This is a genomic window from Anaerotignum sp., assembly GCF_045122575.1.
Lineage (GTDB): Bacteria > Bacillota > Clostridia > Lachnospirales > Anaerotignaceae > Anaerotignum_A.
Map to the genome: position 1 here is coordinate 1 of NZ_JBGVHV010000048.1, position 17,500 is coordinate 17,500.

General features: G+C 46.7%; 18 protein-coding genes and 1 riboswitch. Of the genes, 3 read left to right on the top strand and 15 right to left on the bottom strand.

Translation table 11 applies throughout. The features are described 5' to 3' along the window. Positions 1-58: 58 nt before the first annotated feature. The 11 genes from ACJMLT_RS02065 to ACJMLT_RS02115 form a co-directional block, all read right to left on the bottom strand. Complete coding sequence (locus ACJMLT_RS02065; RefSeq protein ID WP_405725854.1) at positions 59-1,834, bottom strand: V-type ATP synthase subunit A; 1,776 nt, start codon at positions 1,832-1,834, stop codon at positions 59-61. A 25-nt stretch (positions 1,835-1,859) separates the two neighbouring features. Continuing rightward, positions 1,860-2,177 carry a V-type ATP synthase subunit F gene (locus ACJMLT_RS02070; RefSeq protein WP_405725857.1) on the bottom strand — a complete coding sequence of 106 codons (318 nt, stop codon included), beginning with the start codon at positions 2,175-2,177 and terminating at the stop codon, positions 1,860-1,862. Then, complete coding sequence (locus ACJMLT_RS02075; RefSeq protein ID WP_405725860.1) at positions 2,170-3,144, bottom strand: V-type ATP synthase subunit C; 975 nt, start codon at positions 3,142-3,144, stop codon at positions 2,170-2,172. The genes ACJMLT_RS02070 and ACJMLT_RS02075 overlap by 8 nt, the downstream gene beginning before the upstream one ends. Positions 3,145-3,157: 13 nt before the next feature. Then, positions 3,158-3,718 carry a V-type ATP synthase subunit E gene (locus ACJMLT_RS02080; protein WP_405725863.1) on the bottom strand — a complete coding sequence of 187 codons (561 nt, stop codon included), beginning with the start codon at positions 3,716-3,718 and terminating at the stop codon, positions 3,158-3,160. Positions 3,719-3,750: 32 nt separating this feature from the next. Continuing rightward, positions 3,751-4,236, bottom strand: a complete 486-nt coding sequence (locus tag ACJMLT_RS02085) for a V-type ATP synthase subunit K (RefSeq protein WP_405725866.1) — start codon at positions 4,234-4,236, stop codon at positions 3,751-3,753. A gap of 15 nt (positions 4,237-4,251) precedes the next feature. Continuing rightward, a complete protein-coding gene (locus tag ACJMLT_RS02090; protein ID WP_405725869.1) occupies positions 4,252-6,225 on the bottom strand; it encodes a V-type ATP synthase subunit I in 1,974 nt (657 codons plus the stop codon). Between the two features lies 1 nt (position 6,226). After that, positions 6,227-6,553 (bottom strand): hypothetical protein, encoded by a 327-nt coding sequence (locus tag ACJMLT_RS02095; RefSeq protein WP_405725871.1) that lies wholly within the window; start codon positions 6,551-6,553, stop codon positions 6,227-6,229. A gap of 664 nt (positions 6,554-7,217) precedes the next feature. Beyond that, the gene (locus tag ACJMLT_RS02100) at positions 7,218-7,649 is read right to left on the bottom strand and encodes an NUDIX hydrolase (protein WP_405725873.1); all 432 of its coding nucleotides are present in this window, start codon (positions 7,647-7,649) and stop codon (positions 7,218-7,220) included. A 21-nt stretch (positions 7,650-7,670) separates the two neighbouring features. Then, the gene (gene hslO / locus ACJMLT_RS02105) at positions 7,671-8,549 is read right to left on the bottom strand and encodes an Hsp33 family molecular chaperone HslO (RefSeq protein WP_405725876.1); all 879 of its coding nucleotides are present in this window, start codon (positions 8,547-8,549) and stop codon (positions 7,671-7,673) included. Positions 8,550-8,567: 18 nt separating this feature from the next. Beyond that, positions 8,568-9,314, bottom strand: a complete 747-nt coding sequence (locus ACJMLT_RS02110) for a class I SAM-dependent DNA methyltransferase (RefSeq protein WP_405725879.1) — start codon at positions 9,312-9,314, stop codon at positions 8,568-8,570. A gap of 96 nt (positions 9,315-9,410) precedes the next feature. After that, the gene (locus ACJMLT_RS02115) at positions 9,411-9,617 is read right to left on the bottom strand and encodes a small, acid-soluble spore protein, alpha/beta type (protein ID WP_405725882.1); all 207 of its coding nucleotides are present in this window, start codon (positions 9,615-9,617) and stop codon (positions 9,411-9,413) included. Positions 9,618-9,780: 163 nt separating this feature from the next. Then, positions 9,781-9,955: riboswitch (Lysine riboswitch) on the top strand. 155 nt (positions 9,956-10,110) lie between these two features. Here ACJMLT_RS02115 and ACJMLT_RS02120 point away from each other — a divergent pair. Genes ACJMLT_RS02120 through dapB form a run of 3 tightly spaced genes read left to right on the top strand, consistent with a single transcriptional unit; the run spans position 10,111 to position 12,811 of the window. Then, complete coding sequence (locus tag ACJMLT_RS02120) at positions 10,111-11,109, top strand: aspartate-semialdehyde dehydrogenase (protein ID WP_405725885.1); 999 nt, start codon at positions 10,111-10,113, stop codon at positions 11,107-11,109. Positions 11,110-11,164: 55 nt separating this feature from the next. Beyond that, positions 11,165-12,046 (top strand): 4-hydroxy-tetrahydrodipicolinate synthase, encoded by an 882-nt coding sequence (dapA, locus tag ACJMLT_RS02125; RefSeq protein WP_405725888.1) that lies wholly within the window; start codon positions 11,165-11,167, stop codon positions 12,044-12,046. 12 nt (positions 12,047-12,058) lie between these two features. Next, positions 12,059-12,811 carry a 4-hydroxy-tetrahydrodipicolinate reductase gene (dapB, locus tag ACJMLT_RS02130; protein WP_405725891.1) on the top strand — a complete coding sequence of 251 codons (753 nt, stop codon included), beginning with the start codon at positions 12,059-12,061 and terminating at the stop codon, positions 12,809-12,811. Between the two features lie 45 nt (positions 12,812-12,856). Here the strand turns inward: dapB and ACJMLT_RS02135 are convergent, their stop codons facing one another. From ACJMLT_RS02135 to uvrA, 4 genes are all read right to left on the bottom strand, one after another. After that, the gene (locus ACJMLT_RS02135) at positions 12,857-13,369 is read right to left on the bottom strand and encodes a cob(I)yrinic acid a,c-diamide adenosyltransferase (RefSeq protein ID WP_405725894.1); all 513 of its coding nucleotides are present in this window, start codon (positions 13,367-13,369) and stop codon (positions 12,857-12,859) included. Between the two features lie 16 nt (positions 13,370-13,385). Continuing rightward, positions 13,386-14,066 carry a single-stranded DNA-binding protein gene (locus tag ACJMLT_RS02140; RefSeq protein ID WP_405725897.1) on the bottom strand — a complete coding sequence of 227 codons (681 nt, stop codon included), beginning with the start codon at positions 14,064-14,066 and terminating at the stop codon, positions 13,386-13,388. 120 nt (positions 14,067-14,186) lie between these two features. Next, positions 14,187-14,492: a hypothetical protein gene (locus ACJMLT_RS02145; RefSeq protein ID WP_405725900.1), complete on the bottom strand. Its 306-nt coding sequence runs from the start codon at positions 14,490-14,492 to the stop codon at positions 14,187-14,189. A 171-nt stretch (positions 14,493-14,663) separates the two neighbouring features. Then, positions 14,664-17,495: an excinuclease ABC subunit UvrA gene (gene uvrA, locus ACJMLT_RS02150; RefSeq protein WP_405725903.1), complete on the bottom strand. Its 2,832-nt coding sequence runs from the start codon at positions 17,493-17,495 to the stop codon at positions 14,664-14,666. Positions 17,496-17,500 lie beyond the last annotated feature (5 nt).

Consider the following 17,500-nt stretch of genomic DNA (forward strand, 5'->3'; position numbering starts at 1 on the left):
ACACCGGAAACAACCATCAGAGGGCCAGCTACTTCCTGAATGGAACGATATTCCTTAATCATACTTCATCTGCCCCCTTTCTGATCAGTTCTGCTACTTCTTTTCTGATTTCTGCTTCGATTTCATTGTAGCTCTTGTCTACGTTTTCTTCTTCTACATATTTTGCACGGCCGATACGTTCGATGACATCCAGTTTGGAGATCTTCTGAATCGTTACGCCCTGCTTGATCGCATCGCCTGCTTCTTTATACAGTGTCAGGATCAGTTTCATCATACGGTACTGTTTGTGCAGGGATGTGTATGTGTCAACTTCGTGGAAGGAGTTCTGATGCAGGAAGTCTTCACGGATGGAACGGGCGATTTCCAGAATCAGTCTGTCGCTGTGGGACAGGGCATCCACGCCGACCAGCTGTACGATTTCCTGCAGTTCTGCTTCTGTCTGAAGCAGTCTCATTGCTTCTGTACGCTGTACGGAAAAGTCTGCTTCTACGTTTTCGTCAGCCCATCTGTCAACTTTTTCCTGATACAGGGAATAACTTGTCAGCCAGTTGATGGCAGGGAAATGACGTTTATATGCCAGAGAGGAATCCAGACCCCAGAATACTTTTACAATACGCAGTGTTGCCTGAGATACAGGTTCGGAAATATCACCGCCGGGAGGAGATACCGCACCGATGGCAGACAGTGTACCGATTCTGCCTTCTTTACCCAGACAAACCACACGGCCGGCTCTTTCATAGAACTGCGCCAGACGGGAACCCAGATATGCAGGGTAACCTTCTTCACCGGGCATTTCTTCCAGACGACCGGACATTTCACGGAGGGCTTCTGCCCAACGGGATGTGGAGTCAGCCATCAGCGCTACGCTGTAGCCCATATCACGGAAAAATTCTGCGATAGTGATCCCTGTGTAAATAGATGCTTCACGGGCTGCTACGGGCATATCAGATGTATTTGCGATCAGAACGGTTCTCTGCATCAGGGACTGACCGGTACGAGGGTCGATCAGTTCAGGGAATTCGTTCAGTACGTCTGTCATTTCGTTACCGCGTTCGCCGCAGCCGATATAAACGACGATATCTGCATCTGCCCATTTTGCGATCTGATGCTGTGTAACTGTTTTACCGGAACCGAAAGGACCGGGAACCGCTGCAACGCCGCCCTTTGTAATAGGGAAGAATGTATCGATTACGCGCTGACCTGTAACCAGGGGCATATTGGGAGATTCTTTTGTTTTGTAAGGTCTCTGACGGCGAACGGGCCATTTCTGCATCATGGAAACGTTCACATCATTGCCCTTTTCATCTGTGATGACTGCAACGGTTTCTTCCACAGTAAAATCACCGATGAAGATTTCCTTGATCACACCTTTCAGACCATAGGGAACCATGATCTTACAGGTCACAACTGCAGTTTCCTGCACAATGCCGATCACATCGCCGGCTTCTACTGCTTCGCCGGGCTGTTTTGTGGGTTCAAATTTCCATTTCTTCTCTCTGTCCAGAGAGTATACTTCTACGCCTCTGTGAATATTTGTACCGCTTGCTTCGTACAGTTTTTCCAGAGGGCGCTGAATACCGTCATAGATCGTAGAGATCAGGCCGGGGCCCAGCTCTACGCTCATAGGCATACCAACGGAAACAACTTCCTCGCCGGGGCCAAGGCCGGCAGTTTCTTCATAAACCTGAATGGAGGCTCTGTCTCCGTGCATTTCAATGATTTCACCGATCAGATGCTTTTCAGACACACGAACCACGTCAAACATGTTGGCGTCTCTCATGCCTTCCGCAATGACCAGTGGACCAGATACTTTTACGATGGTGCCTGTTGTCATATCTTCATTCACCTACAATCATTCATTATTCATTAAACAGGATATCTGCGCCGATGGCACGTTTTGCCGATTCGCGCACTTCATTCATGCCCAGACCCATGCTGCCGGAAATACCGGGGATCACGATAATGGCGGGCAGTTCCATATCCTTGTATTTTGCAATGGTTTCCTTTGCCTGCAGGCTGGCTTCTTCTGTGATATAAATAATAGCATATTCACGTTCCGCCAGTCTGTTGATGGTCTTTTTGATCTCATCTGCGCTGTAAGCAGGGAAAATATCGATCCCCAGAGCAAGGAAGCCCATAACGGTGTCTTTATCGCCAATGATACCAACTTTAGACATACGCTTCTCTCACCCTTTCCCTAATGGTTTCCGCATCGATATCCTGCAGTTTACAGGTCATAATGATTCGTACACATTTCGCCTCTGTTTCCTTTGCCAGAATATAAGCGGCAACAGGTTCAGGGGTCAGTGTCTTATATTTCGCATCTTTCACATAGCCCATCAGATAGTCATCGCAGGCCTTTTCAAAAACAGTGAATCCCTGAGGCATATATGTGTCACATAATGTGCCGTAGGATGTTTCCTTCATCACCTGAATGATATCATTTTTGAAAGCTCTGACGATCAGTTCCTGAGGCAGTTCCCCACCGGGAACGATGCTTTCTTCCAGTTCCTCCTGACTTCGTTCCAGTTTCCAGCAGCGCAACAGTGTTTTCAGGTTTGTCACATCCACCAGTTTGCGCACATAACGGGAAACGTAATCATTCCCCAGTTTCTGTGCAGCATCAGACATGACCTGGAAGCAGGCTCTGTCCAGAATAGCATCGATGTAGCGGGCATTTTTTGTCTTCGCATACATTTCGGTAGCTTCTTGCACAGCATCTGCCTTGATATTGGGCAGTTCCATATAGTTTCTGTCACGGAAATTCTTCTGCAGATCTTCCAGCGGGATAGAACCGCCTTTGATAAGGTATTTCTTCCCATTGACCTTGGAAATTTCTTCCTTGATCAGAACCTTGATATTATGATAGTCATTCTTGAATCGGAAAATATCCATAAAGGTTTCAGAAGGGATCAGCTTACCAACCGCCTGATATTCCTCTTCCAGATGGTTCTGGATCATTTTTTCAAAATCATGAATGTCATCGATCTGAGTTTTACCGTAGTCTGTTTCACAGAGGATGCGGATCGCTTCCGCAGCATCCTTGGCATCTGCCATCTGCATCAGTTTCTGCTTGGTCAACAGTCTGTTTTCCATAGAGCGGACACTGGCCACGGCGAAAGGGTAAATCTTGTTTTTAGCCATGCTCTACCCCTCCTTAGAATAAGATTTCTGCTGCTGCCTGACGGATCGCTTCTTTTTCTACAGTAATGATAGATTCAAAAGAATAGTTATATTCGATATCTCCGTTTCTCACGATAAAACCGCCCTTGATATCTGCTGTTTTTTCGGAAAGCACGAAGCCTTTTTCTTTTACCACATCAGCCAGTCTTGCTGTATCCTTTTTGGATACGATGACTTCTGTGCCCAAAGATTTATCCAGCCCGGAAAGCATGCCGCCGATGACTTTGGCATATTCCGCATCTTCCATGGAAACCAGTCTTTTTTCTGCTTCTGCAATGATCTCAGACAGAATTTCCTGTTTGGTTTCCAGAATTTTCTTTTTCGCCTGCATATCCGCCGCGGAAATTTCTTTTGCCTTTACAGCCTCTGCTTCAGACTGAGCCTCTCTGTCCAGCTGATCCAGCTGCTTCTGCGCTCTGTCCTTTGCTGTTTTCAGCAGCGCATCCACTTCCTTCTGCGCCTGAGAAATGGTCACACCAGCAATTTTCTCCGCATCGGAAATGATTTTATCGATAATGATCTTGCCGTCATTCATAGGAGTTTCTCCTCCTTTTTCTTAGTTTCAAATTACAGCTGAATGCTGTTCAGCATCAGGAAGGAAATCAGCAGCGCCAGTACGGCATATGTTTCTACCATCGCTGCAAACAGCATACCTTTTGCCATTTCACTGGGTTTTTTACCGATCAGCATAATACCGGAAGCAGCTGCTTTCCCCTGTGCATAACCGGAGAAGATGCCAACCAGACCGATAGGCAGGGATGCTGCAAAAATAGATGCACCCTGTGCTACTGTCAGTTCCATCATACCATCGCCGCCCAGCATACCAACTTTAACCAGAACGATGAAAGCGATCAGCAGACCATAGATCCCCTGTGTACCGGGCAGTGCCTGCATCAGCAGTACCTGACCGAATTTATTAGGGTCTTCAGAAACAACACCTGCTGCAGCTTCACCTGCAACACCAACACCCAGAGCAGAACCGATACCAGCCAGAGCTGCTGTCGCTGCACCCAATAATGCTAAAAATTCACCACTGAATAAACTTTCTACCATAATTTATTCTCCTCCTTATTTATCTTGATCTTTCACGATCTTGACATATTTTGTCTTTCTTTCAAAGGGACGGAACTCTCTGCCGCCGCCTGTATAAAACTTACCGAAGAATTCTACATACTGCAGTCTGCAGGAATGCACGAATGCCCCCAACGCATTGATGGCCAGATTGAAAATCGTACCAAATACCAATGCCACTGTCAGCAGGATCGCCCCCAGAACGCCGCCGCCTGCCAGAGAACCAAGGGTATTGATAACCTGCGCAACGACGCCGGTTGCCAGCCCCAGAGCCAGCAGTCTGGAGTAGGAAAGGATATCGGACAGATAACTTGTGATGCCGTACAGAGCACCCAGACCGCCTGTCACCTTACCAACGATGCCTTTTTTCTTTCTGCCGCCTGTCAGCAGGATACCGACCGCGCCGACGATGGACATCACTTTGCCGACTGTTGTCAGCACAGGTGCCGCCATGCCGCCCACTGCAAACAGTACCAGACCGATCAGCAGTACATACCACAGGATGATATCGCAGATCGCATCGACCGCCTGACCATCACGGAAATACATATAAGCCTGTACTCCCATACCAATGAACAGATGGATCGCCCCCAGAATCAGGGAGAAGATCAGCAGTTTCATAGGATTTTCCATTGGATTGAACCACAGAGGGTCAATGGTAATTTCCTTATTAAACAATGTTCTGCCGGCAACGGTGAAGAAATCACCAAACCAGCCGCCAAACAATGCACCCCAGATAAATGTGGAGATCCCACAGTAGAAGAACATCTTGAACATCTTATAGATGGTGCCTTCGGGTTTATATTTCTTCAGTACAAAGAAGCACAGCGCGGACAGGATGATCCCATAGGCCGCGTCAGACAGCATCATACCAAAGAAGATGAAATAGAAGGGTGCCAGAATGGTAGTCGGGTCGATATCCTTTCTGGAAGGCAGGCTGTACATATTGGTAACTGCCTCGAAAGGTGTCGCCACACTGCTGTTATGCAGCAGCACCGGCACTTCTTCCTCTGCGTCAGGAACCTGAATATCGTAATAGAATTCATATCTCTGTAGCAGTTCTTCGACCTCAGCCTGTGCCCTTGCAGGCATCCAGCCGTCGAAATAGAATACCGTATCAGTACTCAGCATTTCCCCTACGATCCTTGCGCGGTCACGCTGGGTCACCAGCAGGTCATACAGGAATTCAATATCTTTTCGTGCGGTGGAAAGTTCCGCCAGCACTTTTTCATTTTCCACGATCGATGTTTCGATCTCTTCGATTCTTGTTTCATAATGATGAATCGCTTCTGTAGGTGTGCCCTTCTGGTCTGCCATGGAAATTGCAGAAAAACCGAACGGTCGCAGCGCTTCATACAAAGCATCTTTTTCTTCCTTCAGCAGGATCACAGAAAAATATTTCTGCTGCTTGTCTGCGCCTACTTCCTGCACAATGGCGGAAGGCACACGTTCCGTCACAGCTGTCATCAGCTGTCCGGACTGAACTTTTGCCCCTGTCACCCCATGGATCACAGAAACATATTCGGTTTCGTTCATTTCCAGAGGGATATCCAGTTTTACCCACGGCTGAAGCCCAATGATCTGAGAACGCAGATAATTGATCTCCGCCTTGCCGTCATTGATCACTTTATAAGCGGCAATAGCCTTATCCATGTTGCGTTCTGTATCGGTTCTGACCTTGTTCATATAAGCGATAAACGCTTCCCTGCCCATTTCCTTTCTGGTGATGAGCAAAGGTTTCTTTGCCGGGTCATACTTTGCGATGGCTTCCAGAGCCGTGCTGACACGGATAATATCCCCTTCCAGACGCGAAACATCGGCACTGTTACTGGTTCGGAAAATATCGGGCATCCAATCTTCATCGCTGACGATACCTTCCTGAGAATTGATTTCCACAACACCCAGATGCATCAGTTCATAGATAAAGGGGGCTCTGCCGCTGTTCAGACCAATGACAGTAAGTTTCCGCATCTCAACAGCTGCCATAATCTCCCACGACCTTTCCGATCACCGCTTTTACGGCTTCCTCTTTTTTCAGTGCAGCCTGTTCTCTGATTCTGGAACAGGTTTCGTCTGCTTCTTTTGTAATCTTGCGGATCGCCTCACGGCTTTCCTCTACAGCTGCTTCAACGGCTTCCTGCTGTTCTTTTTTTCCCTGCAGTTTCACCTCTTCAAGCAGAGATTCCTGCTGTTTCAGCGCTTCGACCTTCATCTGTTCGGCCTGAGCTACAGCCTGCTTTTTGATTTCCACAGCGCGGGCTTCCGCCTCAACGATGCTTTTCAGGATCTCATAAGCCATTCTACTCACCTCTCTTGCTGCATTTTTTGTTGAACAAATTGCACAGGTACAAAATATCTACTCAGCAGAACTGTTTTGTTAAAGTTCTAACGCTTATATTTTTTATCAAAAAATAATCCTTTGCTCCTGCTCCCCTGTTCTTTGCCCCGCAAAGTTTCTTCACGGGCTGTCTTTTTCTGGAAAATCATGAATTTTCCACCGGTATGTACGAAATCTAAAACATACCTCACTATAGATAATACGGGATTTATGCAGTATTGTCAATAATCCCTTCCTTTATCCTATTTTCATGTGTCATTTGCTCACCCAACCTTCTTTGTTAAAAATCCGTCATATCTTTTTTGCATAAACAGCAGTTTTTACCATAATTCCAAGGTTTTATCGCATTATTTCGCACGCAAGCCATTTGGACACAAATATTTGGTTTGTTCTTTTTTTCACTAAAATTATACAAAATAGACAAAATCAAGAATACATTTTTCTTTATGTTTCCCAAAAGGAAATTTGTCTTTCCACTGAAGTATACTTTCATCACTGAAAAATGATTCATTCTTTCTGCAAAAATCGTATTTTTATGCCTCAAATCCTCTCCTGATTTTCACCCATTATACAAAATAAATAAAAAAAAGATGATGTTGCAAAAACATCACCTTTTCAATCATTTTCATTTATTTTCATTTTTCAGTACTGCAAAAGCTGCACGAATATCCCGCTTCATCCAATGGGGCAATTCACTATCTTCCATCTCCTCCGCAGTGATCCACTGATAGGATTCATGCTCCGGGCTCAAATATACCTCGCCCCCCGTCCAGCGGCAGGCATATGTAAAAATACAAAGATGGATATGGTGCTTGATTACATCAAATAAGGACAGGGGTGGCCCAATCTCCACGGTCAGCCGTGTTTCCTCCGCAATCTCTCTAATCAGTCCTTCTTCGGACTTTTCAAAAAAATGCAGACCGCCGCCGGGCAGATCCCACTTTTGATGGCTGTTCATATAGCTGCCTTCCATCTCATGTTTGGAACGACAAAGCACCAGTGCTCTATTCTCTTTTATAATGACAGCTTTCACAGCCACCGCAAAATCCCTTTTCACAGGATCGCCTCTTTCCGTTTCTTATCTTGCTTCTTCCAGCAACGCCACCAGCTGTTCTTCGTTAAAATCGTATTCCTTGCTGCAGAAATGGCAGTGCAGGTTTGCTTTCTTGTCTTCTCTGATGATTTTTTCCAGCTCATCTTTACCAATACTGATCAGAGCCTTTTCTACCCTTTCCCTTGTGCAGTTGCAGTAAAATGTTGCAGGAACTTTATCCATGATCTTCAGATCCAAGTCGCCCAGAATCATTTCCAGAATATCTTCCGGTGTCAGGCCCATATCCAGCAGATCGGATACATAAGGGATCGTTGCCAGTTTCTTTTCCAGTTTCATGATCATTTCTTCTGTTGCATCGGGCAGCAGCTGAATGATGAAACCACCGGCTCTGCGGATGGATGTGTCTGTTTCCACCAGAACACCCAGGCCAATGGCAGAAGGTGTCTGTTCGGACTGTGCGAAGTAGTATGTCAGGTCTTCCGCAATTTCCCCTGTTACCAGTTCGATCTTGCCTGCGTAAGGTTCTCTCATACCGATGTCTTTGATGACACTCAGATAGCCCGCACCAATGGCACCGCTGACATCCAGCTTGCCGGGGATACGGTCAGGGATCTCTACGTTAGGATTAAATACATAACCCTTTACCTGCGCCTTGCTGTCGCTGGTTACCACGATCCCCTGCAGAGGGCCTTCGCCCCTTACCTGCAGTGTCAGAATATCTTTTTCGCCTTTCAGCATGCTGCCCATCATAGCCGCCGCTGTCAGCATTCTGCCCAGAGCTGCAGACGCTACAGGAGAAGTATGGTGCACTTCTCTGGCATGCTGCACCAGGTCTCTTGTTGTCGCAGCGAAAGCACGGATACTGCCGTTGCCCGCCGTTGCTCTTACGATATAGTCATTCATCTTGATTCCTCCAAAAATTTATCTTAATCTGGCTGCAAAAAGCAGACGCTCACTTTCTTCGTGAGGCGCATCGAAACTGTAACCGTCCATGATTTCCACCAGTTCCATCCCAGCTGCCTGCAGCCCCTCTTCGATTTCTTTCACAGAATAAGCCCTTTCATAATGGAACTCTTCCATTCTTTCATAGAGCCCCTCTTCATTTTCAATGAAAAAGCTTACATAATATTCATTGATCTTTTCTTCTTCGTCGTAATCGTTTTCCCAGATATAAGCCTCATGTTCCTCCGCAGAACCAAACACATTCTGCCCCAGAACTTCCTTGAATTTATATTCCGTATTCATGTCAAAGAGGAAGAGACTTTCCTTTTTCATATGCTGCGCAATGCTTCGGAAAGCATCCTCCAGCTGTCCGTCCTCTGTCAGGTAATTCATGCTGTCGCAAAGGCTCAGGATGCAGTCTGCTTCCTCCCCCAGTTCCAGTTCTGTCATATCCTGACAGGCAAAACGGATGGAAACCCCTTCTTCCATGGCCTTATGGTCCGCCTCTGTCAGCATTTCGGGAGAAAGATCCACGCCGATCACATCATAGCCTTTTTTTGCCAGAGGCAACGCGATGCTACCTGTACCACAGCCAAGATCGATAATCGTTTCAGGTTTCAGACCATATTTCTCCCACACTGCGTGGATATGGCTCAGCCACTGGTCATATTCCACCTGTTCCATAAAAATATCATATACCGATGCAAAAGCTTCGTATGCGCTCATGGTTTTCTCCTCCAAAGGCTATTCTTTCACAACTTTATATTATATCGGCTTATACCTTTGTTTGCAAGCATAAATAAAGATACTTCCCCTTTCCATCTAATTTTTTTCTTCCTTATATAAATTCTTTTTCTGTTCTTTCGCTTTTCTGCGGCTCATCAAGCCGCCAATGCGTCCGCTTTCCCGGGAAGTCAGCCCTTTCCATCCTAATTGTTCCACCTTTTCCATTAGCCCCAGTTCTTCCGCGATTTCCATCTTCATCTGCAGGTCTTTTTTCTCCGCTTCCGTCAGTTCTCTTTTCTTCAAAAAAAGCCCTCCTCTGTTTTTTATTCTCAAAGTATACACAAAACACAAAATAATATGTATTTTGCACACAGACGAATGATTTTCAGAAAAAATACAACTTTTTTCCCGAAAATCGTTTGACAGAACTCCTTACAGGTGTTAGACTAGGTGCAAATATATATTTTTTCAAAGTAGAGGTGCGTTTTTCAAGAGTATCCGGGTGGATGTCATAAGGGATAAAAGAAGTCCGAAGAAAGGGGAAAACGCCGAAGAAAGAAACTGCCTTATCGTTTCTGTTCTGGTTGTGCAGTTAATAGCTGTATGACTGTCATTGGCAACAATGGAGCGCTACGAGAAACAATCAAACTGCGACAGCACTTTCTGCCTCAGTTTCCTTGGTAGTCGGCGCGGATGCCGGCTTTTTTGTTTCCAGAACAAACTGCTTTGAAAAAGCAAAACAATACAAAATCAAAAGATAAAAGTCAAAAGAAAAAGAGAAAGAAGGATGATTCCAATGAAAAAAATCAATCTTGCCGTAGTAGGCGCAACAGGTATGGTAGGCAGAACTTTCCTGAAAGTTCTGGAAGAAAGACAGCTCCCCATTGAAAACTTCTATGTAATGGCATCTGCTCGTTCCGCAGGCAAAACACTGGAATTCAATGGCAAAGAATACGTTGTAGAAGAACTGAATGAACATTCTTTCGATAAACCCATCGATATCGCACTGTTCTCCGCAGGCGGCGGCACAAGCGAAAAATTCGCTCCCATCGCAGCTGCACACGGCTGTATCGTCATCGACAACAGCTCCCAGTGGAGAATGGATCCCAATGTTCCTCTGGTTGTTCCCGAAGTAAATCCCGAAGATATCAACTGGCACAAAAACATCATCGCCAACCCCAACTGTTCCACAATCCAGGCAATGGTTGCCCTGAAACCTCTGGATGACAAATACAAAATCAAACGTGTGGTTTACTCCACATATCAGGCAGTTTCCGGCGCAGGTGTAGCAGGCTGGCAGGATCTGGAAAACGGTATGAAGGGTGAAGCACCTAAAAAATTCCCTCACCCCATCGCATCCAACTGTCTGCCTCACATCGATTCCTTCCTGGATAACGGTTATACAAAGGAAGAAATGAAGATGGTAAACGAAACAAGAAAGATCCTGCACAACGATGCAATGAGAATCACAGCAACAACAGTTCGTGTACCCGTTTTCGATTCCCACAGCGAATCCATCAACGTAGAATTCGAAAATCCTTTCGAACTGGATGAACTGATCGAAGTACTGAAAAACGCACCCGGCGTTGTAGTACAGAACGACAGCGCAAACAACGAATACCCCATGGCAGTCACAGCTGCAGGCAAAGATGAAGTATTCATCGGCCGTATCCGCCGCGACGAAAGTGTTGACAGCGGCGTAAACCTGTGGGTTGTTGCAGACAATATCCGTAAAGGCGCAGCAACAAACGCAGTGCAGATCGCAGAAGAAATCGTAAAAGCAATGAACAAATAAACAGGATTTGCTCATAAAAATAGGAAAAACGTTCAATTTTTAGGAGGTCATATATATGTCTATTTTCACTGGTGCCGGCGTAGCTCTTGTAACACCCATGAACGCTGATGGCAGCGTTAATTTCGAAAAAATGAAAGAACTGATCGAATTTCAGATCGCAAACAATACAGATGCTCTGATCATCTGCGGTACAACAGGTGAAGCAACAACGATCTCTGACGAAGATCAGATTGAATGTGTACGTTTTGCAAAAGAAGTCGCTGCAGGCCGCGTGCCCGTTATTGCCGGCGCAGGCAGCAACGACACAGCACACTGCATTGAACTGGCACAGGCTTGTGAAAAAGTTGGCGCTGACGGTGTTCTGCTGGTAACTCCTTACTACAACAAAGCAACACAGAAAGGTCTGATCCTGCATTACACAGCGATTGCGAATGCAATCAACATCCCTATCATTCTGTACAACGTACCCGGCAGAACCGGCTGCAACCTGGCTCCTAAAACAGTTGCAGAACTGGCAAAAGTGAAAAACATCGTAGCTGTAAAAGAAGCAAGCGGCAATCTGTCTCAGGTAGCAGAAATCGCTGCACTGGTTGGCCCCGACTTTGATATTTACAGCGGCAACGACGACCAGATCCTGCCTGTACTGTCTCTGGGCGGCAAAGGCGTGATCTCCGTTCTGTCCAACGTAGCTCCCAAGGAAACCCACGATATGGTTGCAAAATTCCTGGAAGGCGACGTACAGGGTGCCATCAAACTGCAGCTGGATGCCATTGAACTGATCTCCGCACTGTTCTGCGAAGTAAATCCTATTCCTGTAAAAACAGCTCTGAATCTGATGGGTTATGAAGTTGGCGCATGCAAACTGCCTCTGTGCGACATGGAACCCAAAAATCTGGAAACACTGAAAACAGCAATGAAAAACTACGGTTTAATCTAATCGGAGGAAACTATGGTTAATATTATAATTCACGGCTGCGGCGGCAAAATGGGCCGTGTGGTAGCCGAACTGGTAAAAAATGAAGCAGACTGTCAGGTGGTAGCCGGTATCGACCCCGGTATGCCCGCACTGGATTTTCCTGTGTTCCCCTCCTGCGACGCATGCGACGTGGCAGCGGATGTCATCATTGACTTTTCCACAGCAAAAGCAGTGCCTGCCCTGCTGACATTCTCCAAAGAAAAAAATATCCCTGTGGTTCTCTGCACAACAGCGCTGTCTGAAGAAACAACAGCACTGATGAAAGAAACCAGCAAGGATGTAGCCGTTCTGAAATCTGCCAATATGTCTGTTGGTGTAAACCTGCTGCTGGATCTGGTACAGCGTGCAGCTGTCATTCTGGCAGAAAGCGGTTTCGATATCGAAATCGTGGAAAAACACCACAACCAGAAGATCGATGCCCCCAGCGGCACAGCAATGGCTCTGGCAGATGCCATCAATCAGGCGATGGACGAAAGATACCATTACGTTTACGACCGTTCTCAGGTACGCGAAAAACGCGAAAAAACAGAGATCGGTATCCATGCAGTCCGCGGCGGCAGCATCGTTGGCGAACACGATGTAATCTTTGCCGGCAGAGATGAAGTGATCGAACTGAACCACCGCGCAACTTCCCGTGAAGTTTTCGCTGTTGGCGCAGTAAAAGCTGCAAAATTCCTGGCAGGCAAGCCTGCAGGTCTTTACAGCATGAAAGACGCACTGCAGTAAAACCGCATAAGAAAGACCCTGTGCAAATGCACAGGGTCTTATTTTTTATAATTTAAAATCTTCTTTTTCTAAAATCAACTGATAAATATTCGATGTTTTTTCAGCCAACCCTTCGGGAAGGATCGTTCCCGTCAGGATAAAATCCATATAAGAAGGTCTTCTGTCGATCAGATCTTCCAGATCTGTTTCCTGCAGATAGCCCTTTTCCACACATTCCAGAACGCCGTCCAGCAGAAGCATTTCGCATTCGCCTGTATCCACGATCTTTTTCGCAAAGTTAAAGGCATTTCGAATTTCGCTGCCAATCTCCTTTTTCAGGTTTTCATCCAGTTCACCTTCGCGCACATCCATGCCTTCCCGTTCTTTCTCAAAACGGAACACACGAAAATCCGGTTCCATTTTTTTCAGCAATGCCGTTTCCTTGCTGTTGTGGTAATCCAGAAACTGGATCATCACCACCCGCAGATCTTCACCAATGGCACGCATCCCGCGGCCAACGGCGATGGATGTCTTGCCTTTTCCTTCACCATAATATATGGCAATGTGACCTTCTCTCATGTCTTTTCACTCCTGTTTATTCTGCAGCAGGGCCTTCCCATGCCGCTTCCTGTTCTGTTTCCGCCCCTTCCATACGGTCAGGAAGTTCGATCTTGGAAACAGAAACTTCGTAAGCAACGCGTTCTTCCACTTCTTCGCCTACACGTTTCTGATAGATTCTGGACTGTACACGGCCCCAAACCTTGATATTTGCGCCCACTTCCAGATTCGCCATGTATCTGGCATTTCTGCCCCATGCGATACAAGGGATATAGTCAGATTTGTTGTAAGCTCGATTCACCGCTACCAGAATGTCAGAAATTTCTCTGCCAAAAGGTGTTTTACGGTAAATAGGCGCTTTACAGATAAAACCATTCAGGAAGATCTGATTTTCATTCTTTTCTTCCTCTTTTTCCATCAGTCTGATCTCTCTTGCAAAGACCGTCAGCACCAATCGATTTTTCTTACTGTTGTAGTTATTGTAGCTGCGCAGCTGGCCTGTAATATCTACCTTCACCCCAACCTGCAGCAGTTCTTTATCGATCAAACGTTCAGAAACGGTTACCGGCAAGATGTCAGCCCTATCGCTCAGACGCTCGGAAGAGATCCGAAACGTATAAAATCCTTCGCCATATACTTCATGGCTAAAGACACAGCCTTCTGTGATCGTACCGGCAATCACAACTGTATTGTTTTCCGGCAATCCATCAAATTGCATCTCTTTCTCCCCTTTACATTGTCAAAGTTTCCCTTGACCTTCTCCATATAGTTTCAGTCTATGCTCAAAAACAAATTTTAGACTACCTGCTTCTCGTGCTTATCTCCTGCCTGTTTTCAATTATCCAATCGCATTTTTCTCATTGCGGAAAATAAAACCGATCCTCACGCAATCGATGGCTACTACCATCGTGTAATCTTTTGTTTTATAGATCATAGGCTCGCCGCCTTTTTTCACAATAACGGCATCTACCTTTTTGCCCTTATCTGTCCAATAACTAAGGAAGGCAAAATCCTCATCTTCTTTCACTGCCCATTCATGATCCGGCATAGGCTTTACAAAGAAATCACCATCACAGCCAAAATAACTGTTGATCCGTTTTCTTGCCTGCTCGAATTCCAACACGGGCCCTTTTCCTTTTGCCATACGTTCCTCCAAAATCATTTAGTAGTTATTACTATTATCCTACTTACTTTTTTGTCAAATGTCAATGGAAAACTCCGTTTTAGCACAGATACCACCAATCGTTTTCACCAAAAAGAACGCTGTATCCGCTAAAATTTAATTTATTTTTCCAGATACAGCGTTTCCATTTATTCAGTTTTTCGCGAGAACATGCTTCAGATAGTTCCCGGTATAGCTTTCTTTCACGGCACAGATTTCCTCCGGTGTGCCTGCCGCCACCAGTGTACCGCCCTTGTCTCCACCTTCGGGGCCAAGGTCGATAATATGATCTGCCGTTTTGATCACATCCAGATTATGCTCGATGACAACGACTGTATTGCCGCCCTCTGCCAGCCGCTGCAGAATATGCACCAGTTTATGCACATCCGCCGTATGCAGCCCTGTAGTCGGCTCGTCCAGAATATACATGGTCTTGCCTGTACTTCTGCGGCTCAGTTCCGTTGCCAGCTTCACCCGCTGGGCTTCCCCGCCGGAAAGCGTCGTCGAAGACTGTCCCAGCTGCACATAGGACAAGCCCACATCATAAAGGGTCTGCAGCTTGGATCTGATTCGGGGAATGTTTTCAAAAAACTGCAAAGCTTCTTCCACCGTCATCTCCAGCACATCGGAAATGGTTTTGCCCTTATATTTCACTTCCAGCGTCTCCCTGTTGTATCGCTTGCCGTGGCAGACCTCACAGGGCACATAAATATCCGGCAGGAAATGCATTTCGATCTTCACGATCCCATCCCCTGCACAGGCTTCACATCTGCCGCCTTTTACATTAAAGCTGAATCTGCCCTTCTGATAGCCTCTGACCTTCGCTTCTGTGGTCTGGGCAAATACATCACGGATCATATCAAACAGCCCTGTATAGGTCGCAGGATTGCTCCTGGGCGTACGTCCGATGGGAGACTGATCGATATTGATGACCTTGTCCAGCTTTTCCAGACCAAGCATATCCTCATGCTTGCCGGGGCGTGTTTTCGCACGGTTCAGATCTCTTGCCAGTCTCTTATACAGAATCTCATTGATCAGAGAACTTTTGCCGCTGCCGCTGACCCCTGTCACACAGGTGAACAGCCCCAGAGGAATTTCCACATCGATCCCCTTCAGATTATTTTCCGCCGCCCCTTTGATGACCAGTTTATGGTCGGGCACCATCGATCGGCGTTCTTTGGGAACTTCGATTTTCTTTCGTCCGCTCAGGTATGCCCCTGTTACGGAACGCTCCTCTGCCATGATATCTGCCACACTGCCGGCTGCTACGATCTCGCCGCCTTCACGGCCTGCACCAGGACCGATATCCACCACAAAATCCGCCGCCAGCATGGTATCTTCATCATGCTCTACCACGATCAGGGAGTTGCCAATGTCACGCAAATGCTTCAGCGTCGCCAGCAGTTTGTCATTATCCCGCTGATGCAGCCCGATACTGGGTTCATCCAGAATATAGACCACGCCCACCAGACCGCTGCCGATCTGGGTCGCCAGACGGATACGCTGGGATTCCCCGCCGCTCAGTGTGCCTGCGGTTCTGGAAAGGGTCAGGTATTCCAGACCCACATCCATCAGAAAGCCGATGCGCGCATGAATTTCCTTCATGATCCGTTCAGCGATCATGTTTTCCCGTTCTGTCAGCTGCAAGCTCTGGAAAAATGCCTGCATCTTGCCGATTGACAGTTCTGTCACCTCGGAAATATTTTTTCCGCCCACAGTAATGGCCAGAATTTCCGGACGCAGTCGTCTGCCTTTACAATCGGGACATTCAATATTCGTCATAAACTCTTCATACTCTGCTCGCATGGTTTCCGAAGTTTCATTATATCTCCGTTGGAGATTATTTACAATACCCTCGAAGTCATAATCGTAGGTACCTGTTCCGCGGAAATTGGTATAAGTGATCCGCAGTTTCTCTTTTGTACCGTAAAAAATGATATCCTTGATCTTTCTGGGCAGATCCTGAAAAGGCGTTTCCAGAGAAAAGCCGTATTTTTCCGCCAAGGCATCAAACAGTACCTTGCTCATACTGCCTTTAGTGTTGACAGAGTTATACCCGGGAGCTGTGATCGCCCCCTCCATGATACTGAGACTTTCATTGGGCACAATGAGATTTTCATCAAACTTCATCTGCATCCCCAGACCTGTACAGGTTGGACAGGCACCACCGGGGTTATTGAAGGAGAACATTCTCGGTTCAATTTCCATCAGGTCAACGCCGCAGTCGGGGCAGGAGAAGCTCTGGCTGAACATCAGTTCATCTTCCCCCTGATTCACATCCACGATCAGCAGACCGCCGCTTAATGCGGAAGCCGTTTCGATGGATTCCGTCAGGCGCATCTGCATACCTTCCTTCACCATCAGACGGTCGACCACGATTTCGATGTTATGCTTTTTATTTTTTTCCAGTTCGATCTTTTCGGACAGTTCATACAGGATGCCATCCACACGGACGCGGACATACCCGCTTTTTTTTGCATCCTCCAGCAGTTTCACATGCTCACCCTTACGACCTCTGACCACAGGTGCCAAGAGTTGCAGTTTCGTACGTTCCGGCAGTTCCATGATACGGTCAACGATCTGGTCGATGGTCTGTTTTTTGATCTCCTTGCCGCATTTGGGGCAATGGGGAATCCCGATCCTTGCGTACAGCAGACGCAGGTAATCGTAGATTTCCGTTACCGTCCCCACTGTGGAACGGGGGTTATGGCTGGTGGTTTTCTGGTCGATGGAGATGGCGGGAGAAAGCCCCTCGATCAAATCCACATCGGGCTTTTCCATCTGGCCCAAAAACTGTCTTGCATAGGAGGACAGAGACTCCACATATCTCCGCTGCCCTTCCGCATATATGGTATCAAAGGCAAGGGAGCTTTTGCCGCTGCCGCTGACACCCGTAAAAACTACCATCTGGTCTCTGGGGATGGTCAGGTCGATATTCTGCAGGTTATGCTCTCTGGCCCCTTTAATCACAATTTTATCCTTCATTTTTA